24 protein-coding genes and 1 riboswitch are annotated in these 23,784 nt (G+C 48.2%); of the genes, 16 read left to right on the top strand and 8 right to left on the bottom strand.

Annotation, left to right across the window (positions count from 1 at the left end; all coding sequences use genetic code 11):
* Nucleotides 1-91 precede the first annotated feature (91 nt).
* From KNP87_RS12180 to bcaP, 4 genes are all read left to right on the top strand, one after another.
* Nucleotides 92-274 carry a SoxR reducing system RseC family protein gene (locus KNP87_RS12180; RefSeq protein ID WP_214721842.1) on the top strand — a complete coding sequence of 61 codons (183 nt, stop codon included), beginning with the start codon at nucleotides 92-94 and terminating at the stop codon, nucleotides 272-274.
* Nucleotides 275-343: 69 nt separating this feature from the next.
* Nucleotides 344-1,291, top strand: a complete 948-nt coding sequence (msrA, locus tag KNP87_RS12185; RefSeq protein WP_214721843.1) for a peptide-methionine (S)-S-oxide reductase MsrA — start codon at nucleotides 344-346, stop codon at nucleotides 1,289-1,291.
* A 71-nt stretch (nucleotides 1,292-1,362) separates the two neighbouring features.
* Nucleotides 1,363-2,652 carry a DUF2252 domain-containing protein gene (locus tag KNP87_RS12190; protein WP_214721844.1) on the top strand — a complete coding sequence of 430 codons (1,290 nt, stop codon included), beginning with the start codon at nucleotides 1,363-1,365 and terminating at the stop codon, nucleotides 2,650-2,652.
* Between the two features lie 243 nt (nucleotides 2,653-2,895).
* Nucleotides 2,896-4,329: a branched-chain amino acid transporter BcaP gene (gene bcaP / locus KNP87_RS12195; RefSeq protein WP_214721845.1), complete on the top strand. Its 1,434-nt coding sequence runs from the start codon at nucleotides 2,896-2,898 to the stop codon at nucleotides 4,327-4,329.
* A gap of 75 nt (nucleotides 4,330-4,404) precedes the next feature.
* Here the strand turns inward: bcaP and KNP87_RS12200 are convergent, their stop codons facing one another.
* Nucleotides 4,405-6,066 carry a glycerol-3-phosphate dehydrogenase/oxidase gene (locus tag KNP87_RS12200; protein ID WP_214721846.1) on the bottom strand — a complete coding sequence of 554 codons (1,662 nt, stop codon included), beginning with the start codon at nucleotides 6,064-6,066 and terminating at the stop codon, nucleotides 4,405-4,407.
* Nucleotides 6,067-6,101: 35 nt separating this feature from the next.
* The gene (locus tag KNP87_RS12205; RefSeq protein WP_214721847.1) at nucleotides 6,102-7,070 is read right to left on the bottom strand and encodes a Gfo/Idh/MocA family oxidoreductase; all 969 of its coding nucleotides are present in this window, start codon (nucleotides 7,068-7,070) and stop codon (nucleotides 6,102-6,104) included.
* A 54-nt stretch (nucleotides 7,071-7,124) separates the two neighbouring features.
* Here KNP87_RS12205 and KNP87_RS12210 point away from each other — a divergent pair, with 54 nt between their 5' ends.
* The 4 genes from KNP87_RS12210 (at nucleotide 7,125) to KNP87_RS12225 (ending at nucleotide 9,268) form a co-directional block, all read left to right on the top strand.
* Entirely contained in the window at nucleotides 7,125-7,394 is a 270-nt protein-coding gene (locus KNP87_RS12210; protein ID WP_214721848.1) for a DUF5327 family protein, read from the top strand.
* Between the two features lie 57 nt (nucleotides 7,395-7,451).
* Nucleotides 7,452-8,102, top strand: a complete 651-nt coding sequence (locus KNP87_RS12215; RefSeq protein ID WP_026834210.1) for an SDR family NAD(P)-dependent oxidoreductase — start codon at nucleotides 7,452-7,454, stop codon at nucleotides 8,100-8,102.
* Nucleotides 8,099-8,452, top strand: a complete 354-nt coding sequence (locus tag KNP87_RS12220; protein WP_026834209.1) for a thiol-disulfide oxidoreductase DCC family protein — start codon at nucleotides 8,099-8,101, stop codon at nucleotides 8,450-8,452. The genes KNP87_RS12215 and KNP87_RS12220 overlap by 4 nt, the downstream gene beginning before the upstream one ends.
* A gap of 75 nt (nucleotides 8,453-8,527) precedes the next feature.
* Entirely contained in the window at nucleotides 8,528-9,268 is a 741-nt protein-coding gene (locus KNP87_RS12225) for a thermonuclease family protein (protein ID WP_214721849.1), read from the top strand.
* 72 nt (nucleotides 9,269-9,340) lie between these two features.
* On the opposite strand, the gene KNP87_RS12230 is transcribed toward KNP87_RS12225, so the two are convergent.
* The 4 genes from KNP87_RS12230 to KNP87_RS12245 form a co-directional block, all read right to left on the bottom strand.
* Complete coding sequence (locus KNP87_RS12230; RefSeq protein WP_214721850.1) at nucleotides 9,341-10,312, bottom strand: cation diffusion facilitator family transporter; 972 nt, start codon at nucleotides 10,310-10,312, stop codon at nucleotides 9,341-9,343.
* A gap of 37 nt (nucleotides 10,313-10,349) precedes the next feature.
* Nucleotides 10,350-11,135 (bottom strand): glucose 1-dehydrogenase, encoded by a 786-nt coding sequence (locus KNP87_RS12235; protein ID WP_026834206.1) that lies wholly within the window; start codon nucleotides 11,133-11,135, stop codon nucleotides 10,350-10,352.
* Between the two features lie 18 nt (nucleotides 11,136-11,153).
* The gene (locus tag KNP87_RS12240; protein ID WP_026834205.1) at nucleotides 11,154-12,005 is read right to left on the bottom strand and encodes a GRP family sugar transporter; all 852 of its coding nucleotides are present in this window, start codon (nucleotides 12,003-12,005) and stop codon (nucleotides 11,154-11,156) included.
* Between the two features lie 136 nt (nucleotides 12,006-12,141).
* A complete protein-coding gene (locus tag KNP87_RS12245; protein ID WP_028107173.1) occupies nucleotides 12,142-13,770 on the bottom strand; it encodes an ABC1 kinase family protein in 1,629 nt (542 codons plus the stop codon).
* Nucleotides 13,771-13,935: 165 nt separating this feature from the next.
* On the opposite strand from KNP87_RS12245, the gene KNP87_RS12250 reads away from it, so the two are divergent.
* Both KNP87_RS12250 and KNP87_RS12255 read left to right on the top strand, forming a co-directional pair.
* Complete coding sequence (locus tag KNP87_RS12250) at nucleotides 13,936-14,547, top strand: trimeric intracellular cation channel family protein (RefSeq protein ID WP_014969240.1); 612 nt, start codon at nucleotides 13,936-13,938, stop codon at nucleotides 14,545-14,547.
* Nucleotides 14,544-14,912, top strand: a complete 369-nt coding sequence (locus KNP87_RS12255) for a DUF423 domain-containing protein (RefSeq protein ID WP_026830583.1) — start codon at nucleotides 14,544-14,546, stop codon at nucleotides 14,910-14,912. The genes KNP87_RS12250 and KNP87_RS12255 overlap by 4 nt, the downstream gene beginning before the upstream one ends.
* 140 nt (nucleotides 14,913-15,052) lie before the next feature.
* On the opposite strand, the gene KNP87_RS12260 is transcribed toward KNP87_RS12255, so the two are convergent.
* Nucleotides 15,053-15,202 carry a hypothetical protein gene (locus tag KNP87_RS12260; RefSeq protein WP_012369127.1) on the bottom strand — a complete coding sequence of 50 codons (150 nt, stop codon included), beginning with the start codon at nucleotides 15,200-15,202 and terminating at the stop codon, nucleotides 15,053-15,055.
* Nucleotides 15,203-15,295: 93 nt separating this feature from the next.
* Complete coding sequence (hemQ, locus tag KNP87_RS12265; protein WP_026834203.1) at nucleotides 15,296-16,072, bottom strand: hydrogen peroxide-dependent heme synthase; 777 nt, start codon at nucleotides 16,070-16,072, stop codon at nucleotides 15,296-15,298.
* 343 nt (nucleotides 16,073-16,415) lie between these two features.
* Between hemQ and pta the strand changes: the two genes are divergently transcribed.
* The 6 genes from pta (at nucleotide 16,416) to KNP87_RS12295 (ending at nucleotide 23,639) form a co-directional block, all read left to right on the top strand.
* Nucleotides 16,416-17,402, top strand: coding sequence for a phosphate acetyltransferase (gene pta / locus KNP87_RS12270; RefSeq protein WP_028107172.1), 987 nt, complete (start codon nucleotides 16,416-16,418; stop codon nucleotides 17,400-17,402).
* A 66-nt stretch (nucleotides 17,403-17,468) separates the two neighbouring features.
* A riboswitch (purine riboswitch) is annotated at nucleotides 17,469-17,568 on the top strand.
* A 73-nt stretch (nucleotides 17,569-17,641) separates the two neighbouring features.
* Nucleotides 17,642-18,226: a xanthine phosphoribosyltransferase gene (locus KNP87_RS12275; protein ID WP_026834201.1), complete on the top strand. Its 585-nt coding sequence runs from the start codon at nucleotides 17,642-17,644 to the stop codon at nucleotides 18,224-18,226.
* Nucleotides 18,223-19,530: a nucleobase:cation symporter-2 family protein gene (locus KNP87_RS12280; RefSeq protein WP_214721851.1), complete on the top strand. Its 1,308-nt coding sequence runs from the start codon at nucleotides 18,223-18,225 to the stop codon at nucleotides 19,528-19,530. The genes KNP87_RS12275 and KNP87_RS12280 overlap by 4 nt, the downstream gene beginning before the upstream one ends.
* A gap of 223 nt (nucleotides 19,531-19,753) precedes the next feature.
* The gene (locus KNP87_RS12285) at nucleotides 19,754-21,130 is read left to right on the top strand and encodes an amino acid permease (RefSeq protein WP_026834199.1); all 1,377 of its coding nucleotides are present in this window, start codon (nucleotides 19,754-19,756) and stop codon (nucleotides 21,128-21,130) included.
* Between the two features lie 92 nt (nucleotides 21,131-21,222).
* Nucleotides 21,223-21,522 (top strand): rhodanese-like domain-containing protein, encoded by a 300-nt coding sequence (locus KNP87_RS12290; RefSeq protein ID WP_028107169.1) that lies wholly within the window; start codon nucleotides 21,223-21,225, stop codon nucleotides 21,520-21,522.
* 137 nt (nucleotides 21,523-21,659) lie between these two features.
* Nucleotides 21,660-23,639, top strand: coding sequence for a methyl-accepting chemotaxis protein (locus KNP87_RS12295; RefSeq protein WP_214721852.1), 1,980 nt, complete (start codon nucleotides 21,660-21,662; stop codon nucleotides 23,637-23,639).
* Nucleotides 23,640-23,784 lie beyond the last annotated feature (145 nt).

Below are 23,784 nucleotides of genomic sequence, written 5' to 3' on the forward strand. Positions count from 1 at the left end.
TTTTTTGTCGTATTGTTGTTAGAAAAATGTTGAAAAACATAATCAAGGAGTAAGAAATCGATTAAGATAAAAGAAAACGGAGGCGACTACAGTGAATTATTGGTATCACTTTAAACGGGCATTCATCCCGATTGCCATCTTGCTTGTAACTCTGGCGATCTATCAGATGCTCTATCGCATGAACAACATCTGGTATTCGTTTGGCGGATTGATCTTAGTGTTTGCCGCGATTTATTTTGTCATGCGGCGCTTAAAAGCGAATCCCGAAGATTGACTGAGCAAGATAGTAGGGGAGTGGGACGGAACGCGTTAAAATAGGCATATACAGAGGAGGGGAAGCTAGATGGCAAAAGCAATATTCGCAGGTGGCTGTTTTTGGTGCATGGTCAAGCCATTTCATAAATATGATGGTGTCGAACAAGTCATTTCCGGTTATACAGGTGGTCATACAGAAAACCCGACTTATAAAGAGGTCTGTTCAGAAACAACAGGACATTTAGAAGCCGTAGAAGTTACGTATGATCCGGCTGTCATCACGTATGAGGAATTACTTGAAATTTTTTGGCGCCAAATCGATCCGACTGATGGTGGCGGGCAGTTTAACGACCGTGGTCAATCGTACGAACCAGCCATTTTTTATGTTGATGAAGAACAAAAACAAGCAGCTGAACGTTCAAAAGCGGCGCTTGACGCATCCGGTCGTTTCTCACGACCAGTAGCTGTCGACATTCGTCCGGCGAAACCATTCTGGCCGGCTGAAGAGTACCATCAAGATTATTACAAAAAAAATCCGTTCCGCTATCAGATGTATAGTGTCGGCTCCGGTCGGGCGAAGTTCGTCAAAGAAGCGTGGAAGGATCAAGGCAAGGAACAGGAATTAAAACAACGTTTGACGCCGATCCAGTATAAAGTCACACAGGAAAACGGTACAGAGCCCGCTTTCCGCAATGAATACTGGGATGAGGAACGACCAGGTCTTTATGTCGATATCGTCGATGGAACACCACTCTTTACGTCAAAAGATAAGTTTAACTCGAACTGCGGATGGCCGAGTTTCGCAAAACCGATTTCTGAGGACAAAATGGAAGTCGAACTCGATACGACGCACGGCATGACGCGGACAGAAGTCCGTTCCGCTAATGCAGACAGTCATCTTGGTCATATTTTTGATGACGGTCCAAAAGAGTTGGGTGGCTTACGCTACTGCATCAATTCAGCAGCCCTGCGCTTTATTCCGTTAGAAGAGCTTGATACTGCGGGATATGGGGAATATAAAAAACACTTCGAATGAGTAAGACAGGTAGACAGCAAAGCGGATTCGTTTTGCTGTCTTTTTACTAACTTTTAAAAGGAGGGTTTTCCATGTTCACACGTGTATATGAAGAAATTCGACAGTTAACGATTGCAAAGGTGCTCGATTTTTACGATCACGAAATTCGGGGACTGGATGAAACAGCACGACAAGTGAAGTATCAAAAGATGAGTACCAGCCCGTTTCTTTTTTTCCGTGGCAGCTCTCATCTCTTTTATTACGATTTGACTCGAATTCCATTGGGATTTGATACACCAAGTGAGACGCCGACTTGGATTCAAGGCGATTTACATTTTGAAAATTTCGGAGTCCATGGGAATGCTAAAGGTGAAATCATTTATGACGTCAATGATTTTGATGAAGGGTACCTCGGTTCTTATTTGTACGATGTGATCCGGATGGCCGTCTCCGTCCAATTGTTTGCGAAGGAAGCGGGATACGATCCGGAACCAGCAATCGCCGCCTATGTCCAACATTACTTAGATGACTTACGGCAATATGCCAAAGGTAAAAATCCAAGCAAAGTGTGTTTTACGATCGATAATACAAAAGGGCCGATTCGTAAACTGATCAAAAAGGCAGAAAAAAAGAAGGCGGACTTGTTAGGGGAACGGACCACTGTTGTCGAAGGACAACGAAAATTTGCCGATTTACCGGACATGAAGCAAGTCGATGCAGCGACGTATGCCGCCATTGAATCGATTTGGCCGGATTATATCGCTTCAATTGATGAAGAAGACAGGCAGAAAGATGCATTTTACGAGATTAAAGATATCGTCTATAAACTGGATAGCGGCACGGCATCAATTGGTCTCGAACGGTATTACATCCTCGTGGAAGGAAAGGGCGGCGAACATGAGGATTTGATTTTAGAGATGAAACAAGCGCAATCGCCAGTACCCGCTCTCTTCTTGCCCGTCTATTTGGAAGACGTCGAAGCGGTCCATCAAGGACGCCGTGTCGTGACGTCGCAAAAAGCCATGCAGGCGCATGAAGATCCTTATCTTGGATATGTGACGATGAATGGAAAAGAATATTATCTCCGCGAACGTTCACCTTACAAAAAGAAATTAAAAGCGAAGCATATCAAAAGCCAAGAAGACCTCGAAAACGTCCTTTCTATTCAAGGTCAAATCACCGCCAAAATCCATGCGCGGGCAGACATGGATGCCGGAATTGATGTCGATATTTTAAAGCATCATGCGGACGTCGTCATCATCGAATCGATTGGGGTATCAGACGCAGAATTCACCCGGCAAATACAACGCTGGTCAAGTGCCTATGCGGCACGAACAACCCTTGATTTTCAAGTGTTTTTAACTTGGTTAGCTAATCGGTGATGCCTATATTTGATATCTGTATTTGAAGATTGTTTCATCTAAAAAATTCTTTCTGGAGACCTGTTTAAAAGGCTGTGGAAAGAATTTTTTTTAGTGACCGGAAATTATGTAAGCGGACATCATTTTACAAATGGGTCTAATGACCTATATCAATTTATCTGAAAAATTCGTAAATTTTGGTTTAAGTAATTGCAAAACATTTTTTGTAATACGAACTAAACACACAACAGGGGGAGTATCATCATGAGTTTGACGCGGAAAAAAGATGTTTCCGCTATGATTGCTGCGAGTCAACGTAACAGTGGACTTGCTCGAAATCTTGGCGCAATGGATTTAACGTTTTTAGGAATTGGCGCCATCATCGGAACGGGAATTTTCGTCCTAACCGGAACAGGGGCATTGACAGCAGGACCTGGTCTTATTGTTTCTTTCATTTTATCTGCCATTGCCTGTGGGTTAGCAGCACTTGCTTATGCGGAGTTCGCTTCGACGATTCCCGTGAGTGGATCCGTGTATACGTATACGTATGCAACGATGGGTGAAATCTTTGCCTGGATCATCGGCTGGAACTTGATACTTGAGTATGGACTCGCCTCCAGTGCCGTTGCGGCAGGGTGGTCCGGTTACTTCCAATCCTTACTCGGCGGATTCGGAATTCATCTTCCGACAGCCATTTCAGCAGCACCTGGTGCGATCGAGGGAGCAAAGACGTTCTTTAACTTACCGGCCTTCCTGATCTTACTTGCAATCACAGGATTGTTATCGATGGGAATAAAGGAAACAAAACGTGTCAACAATGTCATGGTTATCATTAAACTCGCCGTCGTCGTCTTGTTCATCGTTGTTGGTGTTGGCTATGTTGAACCGACAAACTGGGCACCGTTCACACCATTTGGTTGGGGTGGCGTCTTCTCAGGAGCAGCCATCGTCTTCTTCGCTTACATCGGCTTTGATGCCGTCACGTCAGCGGCAGAGGAAGTACGTGACCCACAGAAGAACTTACCACGTGGGATCATCGGATCGTTGGCAGTTTGTACAGTACTGTACGTCATCGTCGCTGCCATCATGACAGGGATCGTTCCTTACCAACAGTTTGCTGGTGTCGATCACCCCGTGTCACTCGCGATTCAAATGGCAGGTCAAAACTGGGTTGCGGGATTCATCGATTTAGGTGCAATCCTCGGTATCACAACCGTCATCATCGTTATGACATACGGAATGGTTCGCTTGGCATTCGCTATCTCACGTGACGGAATGTTCCCGAAAGTTTTCTCAGAAGTACACCCGAAATACCAAACACCGTTCAAAGCAACATGGATGATTGGTCTCGGCAGCGCGACAGTTGCAGGATTCGTCCCGCTTGATGTCATCGCAAACCTCGTTAACATGGGAACTCTTGCAGCGTTCGTCTTGATCTCAGTCGCTGTCTTGATTCTTCGTAAAACACAACCGGATCTCCCACGGGCATTCAAATGTCCAGGTATGCCGTACGTGCCGATTGCAGCGATTGCTTCTTGTCTCTTCTTAATGTTCAACTTGAAACTTGAGACGTGGATTGCTTTCTTCATCTGGCTTGCGATTGGACTTGTCCTGTACTTCGCGTTTGCTCGAAAGAATTCAAAACTGTCTCCAGAAAATATGCCGGCAGCTGAATTTGCAGCTTCGGATGACAAATAAAAAAATGCGATCCCGAGAGGGGTCGCATTTTTTCTGTGATGACTTCAACCAAAGAAGAATTCCATCAATGGTGGATCAGAGTGCTGGAATCGAGCTTTTAATTCGAACAGCATCAAATTCCCGCTTGATACTTTCATTGGCTTTGGCTTCTTCTTCCGCTGACCAACCAAGTTCACTCCGCATCAAGGCGAGTACACCGTCAGCATGTTTTTCGGCATTCGGGAAATCAAAGAAGACGGCAGAAGCGCGGCGGTTCAAGAAGTCGCCCGGTTGCATGACGAGTTCCGCTTCAAGTCCGTACAAGAGTCCGCCGAACCAGTGTAACGGCAACTGGTACCGTTCGGCTTCGCTGCCGCGCGAACGAATCAATTCAAAGACGCGTTCGACGTCGGTGCCGTAGCGTTGAATCAACCACGTTGCTTCTTTCGGCGACAGTCCAAGGGCTTCGCCTTTTGGCTGCTGTTCTTTTAAATAACGGGCAAATCCTTTACTGCCGTCGGGATGGCCACCACCGAGTAAGATATCGTGGGTCCGCGATGCCAGATAAATCCGATTTTCTTCCTCTTTGAACTGATCAGCGACCATGTCGATGATCCGCTCGGCCATCTTCCGGTAACCGGTCAATTTACCGCCGGCGATAGACATCAATCCGGATTTTGAGACGAAGATTTCGTCTTTCCGTGATAATTCGCTCGGGTCTTTTCCGTCTTCATGAATCAACGGACGTAATCCGGACCAGGTCGATTCCACATGTTCCGGACGAAGTTCGACATTAAACATCTGGTTCGTCGCGTCGAGGATATAGTCGCGGTCCTCTTCCGTGACACCGGGTTCCAAAATATCCCCTTGGTAATTCGTGTCGGTCGTTCCGACGTACGTTTTGCCTTCGCGTGGAATCGCAAAAATCATGCGTCCATCGGCGACGTCAAAGTAGACCGCTTGCTGCAACGGGAAGTGGGCCTGATCGATGACGAGGTGAATCCCTTTTGTCAGGTGAAGTGATTTCCCGGCTTTTGAACCGTCTTTTTCGCGCAACTCATCCACCCATGGACCTGTTGCATTGATGATTTTTTTCGCACGAATCGTGTACGTCTTACCGCTTAAGACGTCTTGGACTTCGACCCCGACGACTTTTCCGTTATGGTAGACGAGTGACTCCGCTTTCGTGTAGTTAACGGCGCGTCCACCGTATCCGACAGCCGCCTTTAAGACTTCGACGGTCAGTCGGGCATCATCCGTTTTATACTCGACGTAACGTCCGCCGCCGACGAGGTGTTCCGATCGGAGAAGAGGTTCATAACGAAGCGTCTCTTCTTTTGACAACATCGTCCGTCGTTCATGTCGCCGGACTCCTGCCAGTTGATCATAGACACGTAAACCGATTGACGTTGAAAAACTGCCGAACGTGCCGCCTTCGACAAGTGGCAACATCATCCACTCGGGTGTCGTGACGTGCGGGGCGTTCTCATACACGATTGCCCGTTCTTTTCCGACTTCTGCGACCAACTTGATTTCAAATTGTTTCAGGTAACGTAAGCCGCCGTGGACGAGTTTCGTCGAACGGCTTGATGTTCCCTCTGCGAAATCCTGCATCTCAATCAACCCGGTCCGCATGCCCCGGCTTTGAGCGTCCAGTAAAATCCCGGCCCCGGTGATTCCGCCGCCAATGACCAATACATCGAGCAGTTCCTGTCCCATCTCTTCTAGCCATGCTGTTCGTTCCGTACTTGAAAACATGCATATTTCCCCCTGTTCGTCTGAAATGGATTAATTTATTCTACTTCTATCCATTTACCCTCTTTTACGCTTTTTTGAGCACAATCGATGATTTTCATGACAAGCAGGGCTTGCTCTGTCGTAACAGCCAGTGGTGCCTCGTTTCGAAGCGCGGCTGCGAGATCAAGATAATAGTTCTTAAAGCCGGATTCAAGGAAGGGACGGGCTTCGAGCTGTTGTTCCGGTCTGCCCCATGTATATGTCTCTTGTTTCGTATCGACATGATCGACGAAATAACTGGCTTTTGTTCCGTGAACGGCAAGCGAAGGACCGGGAGCCGGCACAAGCGATCCGATGTGCAGGATGGCACGGCGGGTTCCGAAGGTCAGGATCAGATGCGTGTAATCTTCGACCGGACCATCAGGACGTTGGATCGTCTGATCACAAAAGACACGGTCGGGCTGCTCGCCAAACAACATCAGTGCTTGATCGATCAAATGTGACCCCAAATCGTAAAGGAGACCGGCTCCGGGAACGTCTTGTTCCCGCCAGCGTGCCCGAACAGTCGGACGATACCGGTCGTAATGCGCTTCCAGCGTCTGAACCCGTCCGAGTTCGCCGTCTTCGACCAGTTGGAGTAAGGTCCGGAAGTCTTTTGTGTAACGACGGTTATGGTAAACTGTCAGTACACGCTGTTGTTTTTGTGCAAGATCCGTCAACTGTTCGGCTTCAGCCAAGGTGACGGTAAAGGGCTTTTCGACCAAGACGTGACACCCTGCCAAAAGTGCCGTGTTGGCGAGAGGATAATGTTCGGCGTTTGGTGTGGCGATGACGACAAGATCAATCGTTTCCGACGCCAATAACTGTTCGAGTGACGAATAAACCGGCACATCCGGATAACTTCCGGCAACGGCTTCCGGACGACTGGATTGGACGGCAACGAGCTGATAATCAGGAGCAGTGATGTACGGAGCATGCAGATGTTCGCCGGCAAGCCCAAAACCAACTAAAGCAGTACGGATCATAAGGACACTTCCTTTTCGGTTAATACATTCAATTTATCATACGAGGTGAGAAAGATGATTACAGAACAGCATGTCATCGAAAAAATGCGACAGACGATGACGAAGATTGAACAGACAAGCGGCACCGATCAAACGGGACACATTGCGGCCATGAAAGCCTACTGTGAATTGTTATTGGAGCAACCGCAGACAGACCAAACGACTGCATCTGTCATGATGCCGACATCCCAGCCGGCAACGCCGGAAGTTGACCCGATGCTGGCCCGATTCATGGGAGTGGCTCAGGAAAAAGAGGAAAAAGGACCGTCTTTACTCGATTTTTGAGTAAATCAAATTGATTCCGGGAATAGAGTAGAAGCAAAAAACAAGGGGGAACAGATTATGAAAACAGTCATCGTCATCGGAGCAGGTCCAGGAAACGGAGCCGAAATCAGTAAACGATTCGGAAAAGAAGGCTTTCAAGTTGTCTGTGCTGCGCGCACGCAAGAAACACTGGCTGCCGTCATCACGGAATTGAAGGAACAAGGCATTGAAGCCGTTGGCGTCGAATGTGATGCGTCACGCCGGACGGATCTGGAATCGCTTGTCGAATGGACAAAAGATCAGTACGGGCAAATCGATGTCCTCGTCTACAACGCTTCGATTTTACATCAGGCATCGGTCCTTGAGGTGTCGGCAGAACAGATTACAAAAGAATTCGAAATCGATGTGCTCGGGGCGTTACATGCCGCACAAATCGTTGCACCGGATATGGTTGCGCGTAAAGAAGGAGCAATCCTCATCACAGGTGGTGGTGCCGCTCTTCACGCCATCAAATCACTGCCGGGCCTCTCAATCGGGAAAGCCGGCGTGCGTCAGTTGACGCATATGCTGCATGACACGTTAAAAGATGACAACGTCTACGTTGGTACGGTCACAATTGCGGGTGAAGTCAAACGCGGAACGGCGCTTGATCCGAAGAACGTGGCTGAAGCCTTCTATACGTTGTATACGAACAAAACGGACGTGGAAAAAGTGCTGGCTGCCGAATGAGAACGTTGACGGTTTATTTTGACGGCTGGTGTCCGCTTTGTCAGAAATCCAAGCGGTTCTTGGAACAGCTGGATCGGTTTGATCAGTTGACGTTCATCGATGCACGGCAAGTCCGGACGTTTGAACAGCCGGCTTTACTCGAGCGGATGCATGTCGAAACCGAACAAGGTGTCCGGTATGCCGGGATTCATGGTATTCGTTTACTGACAAAGACGTTGCCGTTTCTACGACCGGCGTATCCGTTTGTCTCGTTATCGATTCGTCTCGGAGTCGGTGCAGTAATCTATGACCGCGTCGCTAAAAATCGGGTCATTCCCGTCAGCTGTACGACGGATTGCCGGATCAATTGAGGAAATAAAGCGTCGACGTGTCTCATGTCGGCGTTTTTTTCATGATTCGTCATCGGATAGGAGAGGAACTTTCAGATGAAAAGATGGATTAGTTATATGTTATTCATAATCGGCGTTATGTTCATAACCGGCTGTGCACTTGACCCGGAACCGGATGCACAGACCGGGATTCAACAGCCGGATGAGGAGAAGGTGACACAAGCGACCGTCGAACGTGTCATCGATGGCGATACGGTCAAAGTCCGACTGGAAAATGGTCAGACAGAAGATGTCCGCCTGCTGTTGGTTGATACACCAGAAACGGTTAATCCGGAAAAACCGGTTCAACCGTATGGACCGGAAGCTTCACGTTTTACGAAAGACGCCTTGCCTGCCGGCAGTGATGTCCTGATTGAACGGGATCAATCGAAAACAGATCGATACGGACGGCTGCTCGCGTATGTCTGGGCAGACGGAAAGATGATCAACCAGGAATTGCTTCGACAGGGGATGGCGCGTGTCGCCTATATCTATGAACCGGATACGCGTTACGTCGAGACGTTTCAAGAGATTGAAGCAGAAGCAAAAAAGAAGAAGATCGGCGTTTGGGAGACGACCGGTTATGCGACTGAGCGTGGATTTGATGCTTCCGTCCTGACCGAGAAGCCGGTGAAGCAAACGGATGACTGTCAAAACATCAAAGGCAACATCAACCGTCAAGGGAAAAAAATCTATCACGTCGAAGGGGGACGCTCATACGAGGAAGTGAATCCGGAAGAGATATTTTGCAGCGAACAGGAAGCAAAAGAAGCAGGATTTATCCGGGCTGCCAATTAAACGTTCATCACAAAAGAGGTACCTGCCGAAAAAATCGGAGGTACCTCTTTGACATGTACGCTACTGTTGTGATCAAGGTTGCGTCGGGGGTTGATACTGTTGAATCTTATCATCTTCATCAAAGGCAATCGTCACATCGGTGATGCCTTTGAGAATACGGATTTGCAACTCGAGACGGTCTTTAATATCGTCTGCTTGAGCAATCGTCAGTCCCGGATCGACTTCGAGTTCGATTTCAACATGGAAGTGATCGCCTTCTTTGATGACTTCCAGCTTTTCGATATCCCGCACATCTGGATCGCGCATCAGGATTTCGCCGATTTTTGCCGTCAAGACTTCATCAATCTCGCCAAGGGCACCGGCCGCATTTTGGATAAAGACGTTATAGACGACATAAAACATCATCAGACCGATGAGAATCGAAGCAATACCCTCCGCTTGATAAAACGACGTATAATGGGAAATCAAGACCGCGATGATGGCGATGATACCGCCAAGCGTCGCTACTAAATCTTCCATAAAGACGAGACGGGTCGCAGGTTTTGCTTGCGACAAGTTCGCAAAACTTTGACCGACTAATGTCAGACCACGTGATTTCAGACCGGTTTCATGACCGACTTCAATCATCGCTTTATAGAAGACACCCACTTCAAGGACGACACCGATTCCGAGGGCAGTCAAAATGATCCACAGACCACTTGTCTTATCTCCCGGGGCATGCAGAATATGCAAAATCCCTTCGCGGATGGTTTCATAGGCAAGGATTGCGACGACGAGAATCGCTGCGAGCAAGACAAGGTTGACGAGGCGACCGAAGCCGTTCGGAAACCGTTTGGTCGGTGCTTTTTTACTTAAAGCTGATCCGATGTACACGAAAAACTGGTTGGCTGCGTCACCGATCGTATGCATCATTTCCGCAAACATGGCGATGTTCCCGGTTAAGATGTAAGCGACGAATTTTATAATGGCAATAATGGTGTTGACGAGGGCGGCAGCGAGGGCGGATTTATTTCCGCGCCTTAACAGCGTAAAAAAATTCGACATGAGGGGTTCCTCCCTTGATAGAGCAGAAACGCGGGGGTTACCCGCGTCCAGCTTGGAATGATGGATAAAGTGTCATGCCGCCGTCTGCGAACAGCGTGATGCCTGTGACATAACTCGCTTCGTCAGAGGCAAGCCATGCGGCGACCGCTGAAATTTCTTCCGGTTTGCCGATGTTTCCCATGGGAATCATACTTTCGACATCTGCCCGTTGTTTCGGGTCTTCGAATTTTTCGGCGTTGATTGGTGTATTGATGGCACCGGGACCAATCGCATTGATGCGAATCCCTTTTGGAGCATACTCCATCGCCAGTGTCTGGGTCATCAGTTTGACGCCGCCTTTACTGGCAGCGTAATGAACGAATGTCGGCCAAGGGATGATTTCATGAACACTCGACATGTTGATGATGTTTCCTTTGACGTTGTGTTCGACGAAGTATTTGAGTGCTTCACGTGCTCCGAGGAAAGCACCGGTCAAGTTGACGTCGATGACCTTTTGCCAATCTTCGAGTGACATTTCGTGAGACGGGGACGGCATTTCGACACCAGCATTGTTGACGAAGACGTCGAGTTGTCCGAAATGCTCGACCGCCTGTTTGACGAGATTGATCATATCGTCTTCTTTTGACACATCACCTTGAACGGTAATGGCTTCACCACCGGCTTGCTTGATGGCGTCTGCGATTTTAGTCGCTTCTTCCGGATGGCTCCGGTAGTTGATGACGACACGCATGCCTTCTTCCGCATAACGGCGGACGATGGCTTCACCGATTCCCATTGATCCGCCTGTGACGATGGCGACTTTTCCTTTTAGACTGTTATACATAAAATCAATTCCTCCTTATTATTGTTTCGTGAATCCAATCATGATTCCGCCAACGACGACCAAGATACAGCCGATGATGACAAACGTCATTTCCTTTTTCGTCTTGGCTTCTTTTAAGAGCACGACACCACCGATCGTCGAGATGACGACTCCGGTTTGTGATAATGAGAAGCTGGTTGCCACACCGACTTTGGCTGTAGCGAACAGTAAAGCGATGTTCCCGACGGCCCACATGAGACCACCAATCGTATTACCGGCTGTTTTCTTCGTGAACAAGTTCCCTTTACGAAGTGACAGCAGAATCGCACTGATGACCATTCCGATTGCTTGCGGCAATACCGCTTCCCAACCATTGATGTTGAACCAACGGGCGATGACGACATACCCGACATACCCGACCGTCGAGATCAACAGCAGGAGCAGCCCTTTTCCGATGTTCTCATCCTGTTTGCTCTTGTCTTCTTTATAGGAAGTAAAAGCAGCTCCGGCGACGATCAGGACGAGCGCACTGATGCCGAGAATTAAAGCGGTCCGATTCGACCATTCACCAAAGGCGAGGACACCAAACAAAGAAGTCCCGACAAGTTGCATCCCGGTTGAAATCGGCATCGTCTTCGAGACACCCATCTGTTTGAAGGCTGCAAACTGGTTCATCTGACCAAGCGCCCAAAAAGCACCTGAGAAGAAGCCGGCAACCCAAGCCGTTGTTGAAAGTTCAGGACTGACAAAAAAGAAGGTGATGATGGCAAAAATCAATGCACCAAGTGTCGTTCCGATAATTTGTTGCTCCGTCGAACCACCGATTTTAGAGACGACTAACGGAAGTGTCCCCCACATCAAGGCTGGTACGAGCGCAATTAAGATATCAATCAAGTGTTTCACCTCTTCTGGTTTTGTATCTATCTACTTGAAGATGTACCCCGGGAACAGATTCGAAAAACATACCAAAACGGAAAAGTGTTATTTCAATATAAAAAAACGTCCTGTTAAAAGGACGTTGTGGCGGTTATTTAAACGGTTCATCGGCAATCCGGACAATCTGACGTCCGATGCGCCGGGCATTCCATAAAGCAATGATGGCAATGGTAAGCGATGCGCCCATTAAATCATACTGTGCCAAGAAGTAGCCGGCATAACTGACGGGTAAACTGACGATCCCGACGAGGGAACTGGTCCACTGGCGGATCTTCAGCGATTCCATGTTGGCGACCCGGGAAAACTTCTGTTGTTCAAACAGACGCCAGCGGGTCGGCTCACTGAGCGCATCGTTGACGAGGCGCGGGAAAGCAAGCAGTCGTGCTGCGTAGGAACCGGCGATTTGTAAGTAACGATTTTGGTTTTTGCCTTCTTCATCCAACCATCTTCGGACCATCGGTTTCGCAAGGTCCAGTAAATTAATCTGTGGCGATAAAATTTGCAGGATGCCAAGAATCGTCGAGGCGGCCCGACCGAAAAACGCAAACTCGGCCGGGAGTTGAATCGGTTCATTTCGAACAAGTAATTCAATATCGGATAATACTTTTTCAATCAACTTCGTATCGACGTTCTCCATGTCACTTTCAAGATAGAAGGTGACCGCTTTTTCAATCGCTTGTCGGATGTTTTGTTTATTGGCGTTTGGCAACAAAAACCGTAAATCTTCGAGCCCGTCGACGATCGCATCGTAATCGAGCGTAACGAACGACTGGAGGATGCGTTGAATGGCCCGCATATCATCAGCGGTCGTCGCCCCGATCATTCCGAAATCCAGCAGGACGATGCGTCCGTCACTTTGGACGAGGACGTTACCCGGATGGGGATCGGCGTGGAATTTTCCACCGAACAACAGCTGTTCACCGGCATTTAAAAACAGATTACGGGCTAATTCGTCCCGGTCAATATTATGTTTTTCTAAATACTCGAGATCCGTGATCCGGGTACCTTCGATCCACTCCATGACAAGTACACGGTTCGTACAATGTTCTTCAAAGTAATCCGGAATATAGATGACGGGATTCGTTTCGTACATCTTTTTGAAGTACAGACCGTTTTTCAATTCTGTCCGGTAGTTCAGCTCATCTCCGATGACGAAGACCATCTGACGGTAGAGGCTCTGTAAATCGGTTGATTTGTTGAGTGATGTCCGGCGGAGCATGGCGATGACGAGGCGCATCGCCCGGAAATCGGTTTTGATGATTTGTTCGATGTTCGGTCGTTGAACTTTAATCGCGACTTTGCGACCGTTTGATTTGAGGGTCGCGCTGTAGACTTCACCGATTGAAGCAGAGGCAATCGGTCGAGGAGAGATATCGTCGACAATGTCTTCGATTGTCGTTCCCCAGTCCTCCTCGATGATTTTTCGGGATTCGCCAAGCTTGCTGGACGGGACTTTATCAACGAGTTCCGTCAGTTCCATTAAAACAGACGGAGGAAACAAGTCTGCCCGGATCGACAGGAACTGTCCGAGTTTAATGAGGAGTCCTTCGAGACGAAGGGCTTTTTTCTTATAATCACGGGCGATCGTAATCATGATCCGCTCGAATTCTTCGTTATTCGTACCGGGTCGGTTCTTCCGGGTGAATCGATAAATCGTCCAAATGTAACGAGCGAACATCGTTACGATGATGAAAATCCGATAAAGCGCCCAACGTTTCATACGGTCACCTAGCTTCCTGTACAGTTTGTTTCAGTATAGGTTACTTTACCTAAAAACGTCACTTACAAACGGTTGAATCGGTGACAGAAAAAATAAGCTTGCCGGAATCAAAAAAGAGCGTATAGTAAGTATTGGAATTTCTAATGGGAAAGGTGAAATGTGCGTATGTCCTGGGACTTATTAAATATCATTGGAACGGTTGCGTTTGCGATGAGTGGCGCGATTGTCGCGATGGAAGAAAAATATGATTTGTTTGGCGTGTGGTTACTCGCGTTGATCACGGCATTTGGCGGCGGCGCCATCCGAAACCTGCTGATTGGGGTCCCGGTCTCCGCGCTCTGGTCGCAAGGCGGTCTGTTTTTAATCGCAATTTTAGTCGCTTTGCTGATCTTCGTTTTACCGCAATTATTTTTACCGCACTGGACACGGTGGGGAGTGCTCGCTGATGCACTCGGTTTATCAGCGTTTGCGATTCAAGGTGCGCTGATGGCTTCCGCCAAAGGATTGCCGTTATCGGCAACGATTTCCGCAGCTGTCTTGACGGGAGTCGGCGGCGGGGTGATCCGCGATCTGCTCGCCGGTCGCAAACCACTGGTCCTGCATAAAGAAATCTACGCGATGTGGGCCGTCATGGCGGCACTCGTCATCGATCGGTTTGAACTGACTAATCCTCTCCATTTGTTCACATTACTGGGGCTGATCACGATTTTACGTATGCTATCCTATTATTATGAATGGAATTTACCAGCACGACGTTTAGGGGGAGAAAAAGAATGAAAATCTTAATCATGATTGGGGCACTGTCGATGATGATGGCAGTGGCACTCGGGGCGTTTGGTGCCCATGCGTTAAAAGATATGTTGTCCGAGCGGATGCTCGCGAACTGGCAAACCGGTGTCCTCTATCAGATGGTTCACTCGCTTGGCATTTTGGCACTGGGCGGCATGCTATTAAAAGTGTCGATTTCACAATTTTCACTGGCCGGCTGGTTGATGCTCGCCGGAATCGTCTTCTTCTCCGGCAGCCTGTACGTGATGGCATTGACAGGAGTGACGAAGCTGGGAGCGATTACACCAATTGGTGGTGTCCTGTTCATCGCGGCTTGGATTTTTGTCGCCATCGGAGCGTATAAAGGATTGTAACAGTAAGGATCTACTTGCTTCACGTGACTCGAACAGAGCAACGTGAAGCGGGTAGATCCTTTTCTGATGAACGCAAAAAAACCGGCAAACAGAACATCGTCTGTTCACCGGTACGATATAGAGCGATGGAAGCAGATGCCTCAGCGCTTTGCAGGTTGTGTTTTATTTAGCTTCGATAATGCTTGCTCATAGCGATCCAGTACACGTTCCGCGACTGGCTTTAGCTCTTTTGAAAGCACAGCGAATTGCAATTCACGCGATCGCGTTGATCGGTTCATAGCATTCCCCATGGTAATTCCTCCTTCAGGTACAAATCTGACAGTTTTTGTGACCGCAAAGAGTATATTCCCGTAGGGTTTTTCTATGAAACGTGATTTAGCAGATTAAAGTGCGAAATGTGCTTCGAGATCGGTAGACTCCAGACGATTCCCGATGAAGAACTCACCGAATTCGCCGTATTTCGCGCTGACTTCGTCAAAGCGCATTTCATAGACGATTTTCTTGAACTGGAGAATATCGTTGGCGAAGAGCGTGACGCCCCATTCCCAATCGTCAAATCCAGTTGATCCGCCGATGATTTGTTGAATCTTGCCGGCATAACTCCGACCGATCATCCCGTGACGGTACATCAGCTCTTTCCGTTTCTCCATCGACAGGGTATACCAGTTATCGCCGTCGCGGCGTGATTTACTCATTGGATAGAAACAGATGTGCTTCGATTTTGGCAGAATTGGATACAAGCGGTCACGGACGTATGGATTTTCATACGGATTGCCTTCTCCTGAACCACGGTATGTCCCCAGTTCGACCACAGACACATACGAATAGGTGGGGATCAGATAATCGTAGAGATCAAGTTTCTGCATTTTGACTTCGACGGCTTGAATGTCTTCCATCGTCGGACGAAGCACCATCAAGACGAGGTCGGCTTTTTGACCGATGATCGTATAGAGAGCATGACTTCCTTCTTTTTGTTCTTCGACTTGTGCGAGTTCACTCAAGAAAGCTTGGAATTCATGAACCATCTTTGTCCGGACCGTAGCTTCGACTTGCTTGAGACGGCTCCAGTCAATCCGGCGAAAATCATGGAATGTATACCAGCCGTCGAGTGTTTCGGCGGCTTGTTGCGTAACGGTTGGTTCTGATGATTGATGTTGCATAAGAAAACCTCCTGAATCTGGAATGGTAAACGGGTTGATCCATGTTCAATCTTACCATATCTTTTCAAATTGCCCGTAAGAAAACGGTTCATTTCACAAGCGGATCGGACATATATCCTGAAGGAACAGGGTATGCTCTTAAAGGGTGTGAGATTTTCAGAATGTCCGGAACTGTACTATAGGAAAAAAATACTGTAATAGTATTCGAAAAGTCAGTCATAGGAATGAAAAACACACTTTTTTGCAAATTGTTTTAACAACGAAACAGAACTGTGTATAATGAACAATGGAATGAACGTACAACAAAAACCGACACTTATTCGCCATAAAAGGAGCTAATATCATGCAATTATTCGAAATGCTTGAGACAAAAGTAAAAGCCCACCAACCAACGATCGTTTTCCCTGAAGGAATCGACGCACGTGTTCTTGGTGCAGCTGTCCGTTTGAAAAAAGATGGTCTTGTGACACCGATCGTCATCGGACCACGCGTTAAAATCGAAGAGACAGCGGCTGCGAACCAAATCGATGTCACGGATCTCGAAACCATCGATCCGGCTTCATATGATGGAATTGAAGAACTGGTTGCGTCATTCGTCGAGCGCCGTAAAGGAAAAGCGACAGCCGAGCAGGCGCGTGAAGTCATTCTCAAAGATGTCAACACGTTCGGTACGATGCTCGTTCACACAGGAAAAGCAGAAGGTCTTGTTTCTGGTGCGATGCACGCAACAGGCGATACGGTACGCCCGGCACTTCAAATCATCAAGATGCAAGAAGGGTACAAAAAGACATCAGGTGTCTTCATCATGGTCCGTGACGACGAGCAGTACGTGTTCGCCGATTGCGCAATCAACATTGCACCTGACGCTAACGATTTAGCTGAAAATGCCATCGCTTCTGCCAAAACAGCGAAAACATTCGGCATCGAGCCGAAAGTTGCGTTACTCAGCTTCTCAACAAAAGGTTCGGCGAAATCACCGGAAACAGAACGCGTCGTTGAAGCGACACGTCTTGCGAAAGAACGGGCACCGGAACTTGCAATCGACGGCGAATTACAATTCGACGCAGCCTTCGTTCCAAGTGTCGCGAAATCAAAAGCACCGGAATCAGATGTTGCGGGTCAAGCGAACGTCTTCATCTTCCCAAGCCTTGAGTCTGGAAACATCGGCTACAAAATCGCCCAGCGTCTCGGTGGTTTCGAAGCGATTGGTCCGATTCTCCAAGGTCTCAACAAACCGGTCAACGACCTTTCACGTGGTTGTAACGAAGAGGACGTCTACAAATTGGCGATCATCACAGCTGCTCAAGCAGTTGAAGAACGCCAAGGATAAGCCATTTTCGAAAAAGGCTTTACTTTTTCAGTGAACTCCGTAAAATGGAACACATCACGCATCAACGAATAAACGTATAGCAACGCTCGTATAATAGTGGGAATTGGCCCACGAGTCTCTACCGGATCGCCGTAACGGTCCGACTACGGGTGGTGAGTTACTGCTCTCTTTTTAGCGTACAGTGGCTGCCCCCGGGTAGCGGCTGTACGTTTTTTTCGTCAAAAAAGGAGAAATCAGTTATGAAACGTTTGGAAGATATGATTACACAAGAAGGACTGGTCTTATCGGACCAAGTCTTAAAAGTCGATTCCTTTTTAAACCATCAGGTCGATCCGACTTTGATGTGGGAAATCGCGTATGAATTCATGGACCGGTTTAAAGATGCCGGAATCACCCGGATTTTGACGATTGAAGCAGGCGGGATTGCCCCCGCCATGATGACAGCCTTACGTCTTGGCGTCCCGATGGTCTATGCCCGGAAAACCAAGTCGTTGACGCTGAACGAAGGGACGATTTCAGCGGAAGTCTACTCCTTTACGAAACAACAGACAAGCACGATCACCGTCGCTGAAAAGTATCTGCAGGCAGGCGAACGGGTGTTGATCATCGATGATTTCCTGGCGAACGGCGAAGCCGCCTTTGGTCTGGCGAAACTTGTTGAACAGGCGGGAGCTGAAGTGGCAGGCTTCGGAATCGTCATTGAAAAATCATTCCAACCGGGCCGTCAAAAATTACTGGATGCCGGGTTCCGCGTCGAATCGTTGGCACGGATTAAAAAACTGGAAGCCGGACAAGCAACGTTTGTTGACCGGGTGAACGTATGAAGACATTATCGAACGTCAAGGCAGCAAGCCTTGGTTTGCAACATGTGTTGGCGATGTATACCGGAGCTGCGATTGTTCCTTTGATTGTCGGTAGTGCAATTGGTTTATCCGGTGAAGAACTGGCTTATCTCGTAGCGATTGATTTATTCATGTGTGGTGTGGCGACTTTGCTGCAGGTCTTCGTGACGAAATATACAGGGGTCGGCTTACCGGTCGTCCTCGGATGTACGTTTACGGCAGTCGGGCCGATGATTGCGATCGGGAGTCTGCAAGGCATTACAGCGATTTACGGTGCCTTGATTGCCAGTGGACTGATCATCCTAGTGATTTCCGGTGTGTTCAGCCGGATCGCCGTCTTGTTTCCTCCGGTTGTTCTTGGATCAGTCGTCACGATCATCGGTATTTCGCTGATTCCGGCTGCCATCAATGATATTGGTGGGGGACAAGGCGCAAAAGATTTTGGTGATTTACGCTACTTAGGACTCGCTGCGTTGACGATTGTTTTGATTCTAATCTTTAACCGATACGGGACCGTTTTTTCAAAAGCCGCGGCGGTGTTGATTGCTGTTTTGATCGGCACATTGGTCGCATTCGGCATGGGGATGATTGATTTTAGTCCGGTTGCCGAGGCATCGTGGTTCCAGATGGTGACACCATTTTACTTTGGTGTGCCGACGTTCAATGCAACAGCGATTTTGACAATGACGTTGGTTGGACTTGTTTCGATGGTCGAGTCGACCGGTGTCTTCTTGACGCTTGGAGAAATCACCGATAAAAAGTTGACGGACAAAGACTTGGCGCGCGGTTACCGCGCGGAAGGGGCAGCGACGATCATCGGCGGGATTTTTAACAGTTTCCCGTATACGACGTACAGCCAAAATGTCGGTCTGGTTCAGCTGACGGGAGTCAAAACACGGAAAGTCATCGTGTTTGCAGGATTCTTTTTGATTCTGCTTGGTTTTTTACCAAAAGTCGCAACGTTCACGACTTTGATTCCAAAACCTGTCCTCGGTGGAGCAATGCTTGTCATGTTCGGGACGGTTGCAGCGAGCGGGATTCGGATTTTATCCCGTGTCAATTTTGCCAAAAATGATAATGTGATTACCGTTGCCTTAGCGCTTGGTGTCGGGCTTGGCATCAGCATGAATCCGGCGATTGTCGCGTCACTGCCGGAACAAGTCCGCGTTTTGACGGACAGTCCGATCGTCGCCGGATCGTTGACCGCCCTCCTGTTAAACGGTTTATTCCGGTTGACCGAAAAGAGACCGTACACGGAGAAATCGCGTCTCGCCAAAGTTGAATAAGATTTGTAACTTCTCAGAGGGGAGCAGTCCGCTATACTAGTTTGTATAGACGGTTGCTCCTTTCTCGTTGCGTTACATATATCAGAATATTTCGAGTATGTGTTCTTGAACAAAAATATCACTTGAAAACGTTTACAAAACGGACACAATTTCATTATACTGACAACGTAGCGGTTAGGGGAACTGCTAGGAAACAAACAGAGACGGGAAGGACGTCGTACAGATGAAACAACAGACAGAACTGAATCGTGGGCTGGAAGAACGTCACATTACGCTGATGTCGCTGGGGGCGGCAATCGGTGTCGGACTGTTCTTGGGATCAGCGAAAGCGATTCAACTGGCAGGACCAGGTATATTGATCGGCTACTTAATCGGAGGTATCATCATCTTCATCATCATGCGGGCACTTGGGGAGCTCGCTGTTCGGGAGCCGGTATCCGGCAGTTTTGCCGAGTATGCACGAAAGTATGTCAGTCCGTTAGCCGGATTCCTGACAGGCTGGAATTATTGGTTGCTCTGGATCTTTACATGTATGGCGGAAATCACGGCAGTCGGGATCTACATGCAAGAATGGTTCCCGAATTCACCGACCTGGATGTGGGCACTTGGTGCACTCATCTTAATGACGAGCATCAACTTCATTGCCGTTAAATTTTACGGTGAATTTGAATTTTGGTTTGCGTTGATTAAAATCATCGCCATCGTCGCAATGATCATTCTTGGTATGCTGACCATCTTCATCGGTTTCGGAAATGGCGGTACGCCGGTCGGGATTTCAAACCTTTGGTCGAATGGTGGATTCTTGCCAAACGGCTTTGGTGGTGTCTTGCTTGCGATGCAGATGGTCATGTTTGCCTTCTTAGGGATTGAAGTGATTGGGGTCACAGCAGGGGAAGCAAAAAATCCGAAGAAAACGATCCGTAAGGCGGTCAATAACGTCTTCTTGCGGATTCTCGTGTTCTATATCGGAGCGTTGTTCGTCATTCTGTCGATTTATCCATGGGATCAAGTCGGTCAGAATAACAGTAGTCCGTTTGTATTATTGTTTGATTCACTTGGTATTCCGGCAGCGGCCGGTATCATAAACTTTGTCGTCTTGACGGCCGCGTTGTCGTCATGTAACTCAGGGATTTTCTCGACGGCACGGATGATGATGAACTTGTCGCAAAACCAGGAAGCGCCAAAACGATTCGCGAAGATTTCAAAAAATGGTGTCCCGGCACTGGCAACGATTCTTTCGGGCGTCGCGTTGTTAGTCGGTGTGGCTTTGAACTACTTCTTGCCGGAAGATGTGTTTGCGATCGTCACGAGTATCGCGACATTCGGAGCCGTCTGGACATGGGCGATGATCTTGATTGCTCAAATGCGGGCACGAAAAGTGCATGGTACGGCTGAATTCGCCGTTCCGTTTTTCCCGATTGCGAACTATCTTGCGTTAGCCGCACTCGCAGGTGTCATCGTCTTGATGGCGTTTGATGCCGGTACACGGATCGCATTAATTGTCGGTCCGCTCTGGTACGTGATTTTGATTGCCGTTTATTATGCACGGGGCATGCATAAGGAAAAACGTCAATCGCTTGATCAGGCATCAGGAGAATAACAGAAGAGATCAGCTTCGGCTGGTCTCTTTTGTTCTGTTTCGACGTCAGTTTTGCTACACTGAACAGAGATGAAATTAGAGGAGGAACTACTATGAAGACGATCCATGTCGATGAATTGCAAGAAAAGCTTGAAGCGGGCGAAGCGTTACACGTCGTTGATGTCCGGGAACAAGACGAGTACGACGCCGGTCATATTCCAAACGTCCGTTTCCTGCCGATGTCGGAAATCGGGGAACGCTATACCGAACTGCAAGAAGGCGAAACGTATTATCTGATCTGTAAAGCAGGGGCCCGGAGTGAGAACGTCGGACGTTTCCTCGAACAGTACGGTTACGACATCATTAATGTCGAAGGCGGCATGATGAACTGGAAGGGCGATCAAGAAGCTTAACTGAAATCAGTGAAAAGAAGGAGGTTCCTTACAAAAAGGAATTTTCTTCTTTTTTTATTTGCTGTGAAAAAATACACATTCTAGCCGATAAAAAGAATAGAACAACGAGTCATCGTACTCGAGAATGGGAGAGAGAGATGAAAGAAAAGAAAAAACGCACGTTAAGCATCAAACAAAAACTGATTTTGACTTCTATGCTCTTATTATTGATTCCGTCACTTTTAATCGGCTTTGTCTCATACAGTCAAGCCAAACAAAAAATCACGGACCAGATTCTTCAGTCGGCCCATGCCGGTGTCGACCGGATGAATGACGAAATCATGAACATCGTTGATCCGATGCGACGGGATGTCGCGTTTTTTGCGGATCGCATCGATGGCACGTTATATGAATCGGGCAAGCAGAACCTCGACTTAAAAGAAAAAATGACCGAATACTTAGATACACACCCGCAAGCCGCCAACATTTATTATGCGACGACAACGGGAGAGATGACGATTTATCCGGAACAGTCGATGCCGGAAGACTATGATCCACGGGACCGTCCGTGGTATCAGGCAGCAGAAGATGCGAGCGGTAAAGTCGTCATCACCGATCCTTATGTCGATGCAGCTTCCGGAAAAATGATGGTTACCTTGTCTCAAACCGGAGGCAACGGACGTGGTGTCATCGCGGTGGACGTCGATGTCGACCGAATCGCGGAAATCGCCAAGAAAATCAAAATCGGTAAAGAAGGTTACGTGACGATTTTGGATTCCGATAAAAAATTTGTCAGTCACCCGACATTAAAACCCGGTGAAACAGCCTCAGGGGACTGGGTCGATTCAATCTACGCCGGCAAAGCGGGACAATTTTCCTACCTGTTTGAAAATGAAGAAAAACAAATGGACTTCATGACGAACAGTCTGACGGGCTGGAAGGTTGCCGGCACGCTGTACGACCATGAAATCACGGATGAATCATCGAGTATCCTTTGGACGACACTCGGCGTCATCGCCGCGACATTCGTCTTGGCGGCAGTGCTCTTGTTCTTTATCTTAAGGTCGATCATCAGTCCGCTGAACCGTTTGACGAAGAGTGCGGAACGGATTCAAGAAGGTGATTTGACGGAGCAGGTCGTCGTCGAATCCAACGATGAAATCGGGCAAGTGGCGGAAAGCTTTAACGTCATGATTGGATCGCTCCGGTCAATCATCACGAATCTCGATCAATCGATCGGTCAAGTTGCCGCTTCTTCGGAAGAGTTGATGGCAAATGCCACACAAACGACGGCAGCGTCTGAACAAATCGCCGGCTCGATCCAAGAGATGGCGGCAGGTGCCGGTCAATCGAAACGTCAACTGGACGGGAATGCCGTCTCCTTACAAGCGATTACTTCCGGCGTCATGCGAATTGCTGAAAGTTCGACCAACGTGTCCGAGCTGTCACGAGCGACGGCAACGGAAGCGGAAGACGGAACAGCAGCCGTTGCGAAAAACGTCGAACAGATGAAGGCAATCGACACCTCGGTCGAAAACTTCGGGGAAGTCATCCAGTCGCTTGCACACCGTTCAAATGAAATCGGAAAAATTGTCGATGTCATCAACGGTATTGCGACGCAAACGAATTTACTTGCGCTCAATGCTGCCATCGAAGCGGCACGAGCAGGCGAAAACGGGAAAGGATTTGCGGTCGTCGCAAGTGAAGTCCGGAAACTCGCAGAACAATCGCAGGACTCGACGAAACAAATCTCTGACTTGATTCAAAACATTAAACAAGAAACGGAACGATCTGTCTTCCTGATGAAAGAAGTATCGCATCATACGAAGGCGGGACTGGAAACGACAGAAGATTCGGCAGTCCGTTTCGAACAAATCATGTTGCGGACACAAGAGATGACACCGCGCATTGAAGACGTCACGGCAACGGTCGAAGAAATTGCCGCGAACGTCCAGGAAGTATCAGCCTCTGCGACGGAAATTGCGCATATCGCCGATGAGAACTCTTCAGCGGCAGAACGTGTCGCTGCGACAACAGAAGAACAGCTTGGTTCGATGGAAGATATTTCGCAGTCGGCCAAAACATTGTCCGATATGGCAGAAGAACTGCAAGTCCTTGTTTCACGTTTTAAAGTCTAATCTCTCAAACGATCGTCCCTGCGGGTGACGGTCGTTTTTTGTCTCTAAAAATGGTCTTGTTTCCGACGGGATTTCCGGTGTTTTTTGCTTGAACGTTCCCTGAAACGGGAAAATACAACTATAGCCTGGTCATTCATAATCGGGA

The organism is Exiguobacterium sp. s192 (genome assembly GCF_018618795.1).
Classification (GTDB): domain Bacteria; phylum Bacillota; class Bacilli; order Exiguobacteriales; family Exiguobacteriaceae; genus Exiguobacterium_A; species Exiguobacterium_A undae.

Bases quoted from the DNA above. Each gene is read 5' to 3' on its own strand.
- msrA (WP_214721843.1), top strand. From the start codon at position 344: ATGGCAAAAGCAATATTCGCAGGTGGCTGTTTTTGGTGCATGGTCAAG.
- KNP87_RS12190 (WP_214721844.1), top strand. From the start codon at position 1,363: ATGTTCACACGTGTATATGAAGAAATTCGACAGTTAACGATTGCAAAG.
- bcaP (WP_214721845.1), top strand. From the start codon at position 2,896: ATGAGTTTGACGCGGAAAAAAGATGTTTCCGCTATGATTGCTGCGAGT.
- KNP87_RS12200 (WP_214721846.1), bottom strand. From the start codon at position 6,066: ATGTTTTCAAGTACGGAACGAACAGCATGGCTAGAAGAGATGGGACAG.
- KNP87_RS12205 (WP_214721847.1), bottom strand. From the start codon at position 7,070: ATGATCCGTACTGCTTTAGTTGGTTTTGGGCTTGCCGGCGAACATCTG.
- KNP87_RS12210 (WP_214721848.1), top strand. From the start codon at position 7,125: ATGATTACAGAACAGCATGTCATCGAAAAAATGCGACAGACGATGACG.
- KNP87_RS12215 (WP_026834210.1), top strand. From the start codon at position 7,452: ATGAAAACAGTCATCGTCATCGGAGCAGGTCCAGGAAACGGAGCCGAA.
- KNP87_RS12220 (WP_026834209.1), top strand. From the start codon at position 8,099: ATGAGAACGTTGACGGTTTATTTTGACGGCTGGTGTCCGCTTTGTCAG.
- KNP87_RS12225 (WP_214721849.1), top strand. From the start codon at position 8,528: ATGAAAAGATGGATTAGTTATATGTTATTCATAATCGGCGTTATGTTC.
- KNP87_RS12230 (WP_214721850.1), bottom strand. From the start codon at position 10,312: ATGTCGAATTTTTTTACGCTGTTAAGGCGCGGAAATAAATCCGCCCTC.
- KNP87_RS12235 (WP_026834206.1), bottom strand. From the start codon at position 11,135: ATGTATAACAGTCTAAAAGGAAAAGTCGCCATCGTCACAGGCGGATCA.
- KNP87_RS12245 (WP_028107173.1), bottom strand. From the start codon at position 13,770: ATGAAACGTTGGGCGCTTTATCGGATTTTCATCATCGTAACGATGTTC.
- KNP87_RS12250 (WP_014969240.1), top strand. From the start codon at position 13,936: ATGTCCTGGGACTTATTAAATATCATTGGAACGGTTGCGTTTGCGATG.
- KNP87_RS12255 (WP_026830583.1), top strand. From the start codon at position 14,544: ATGAAAATCTTAATCATGATTGGGGCACTGTCGATGATGATGGCAGTG.
- KNP87_RS12260 (WP_012369127.1), bottom strand. From the start codon at position 15,202: ATGGGGAATGCTATGAACCGATCAACGCGATCGCGTGAATTGCAATTC.
- hemQ (WP_026834203.1), bottom strand. From the start codon at position 16,072: ATGCAACATCAATCATCAGAACCAACCGTTACGCAACAAGCCGCCGAA.
- pta (WP_028107172.1), top strand. From the start codon at position 16,416: ATGCAATTATTCGAAATGCTTGAGACAAAAGTAAAAGCCCACCAACCA.
- KNP87_RS12275 (WP_026834201.1), top strand. From the start codon at position 17,642: ATGAAACGTTTGGAAGATATGATTACACAAGAAGGACTGGTCTTATCG.
- KNP87_RS12280 (WP_214721851.1), top strand. From the start codon at position 18,223: ATGAAGACATTATCGAACGTCAAGGCAGCAAGCCTTGGTTTGCAACAT.
- KNP87_RS12285 (WP_026834199.1), top strand. From the start codon at position 19,754: ATGAAACAACAGACAGAACTGAATCGTGGGCTGGAAGAACGTCACATT.
- KNP87_RS12290 (WP_028107169.1), top strand. From the start codon at position 21,223: ATGAAGACGATCCATGTCGATGAATTGCAAGAAAAGCTTGAAGCGGGC.
- KNP87_RS12295 (WP_214721852.1), top strand. From the start codon at position 21,660: ATGAAAGAAAAGAAAAAACGCACGTTAAGCATCAAACAAAAACTGATT.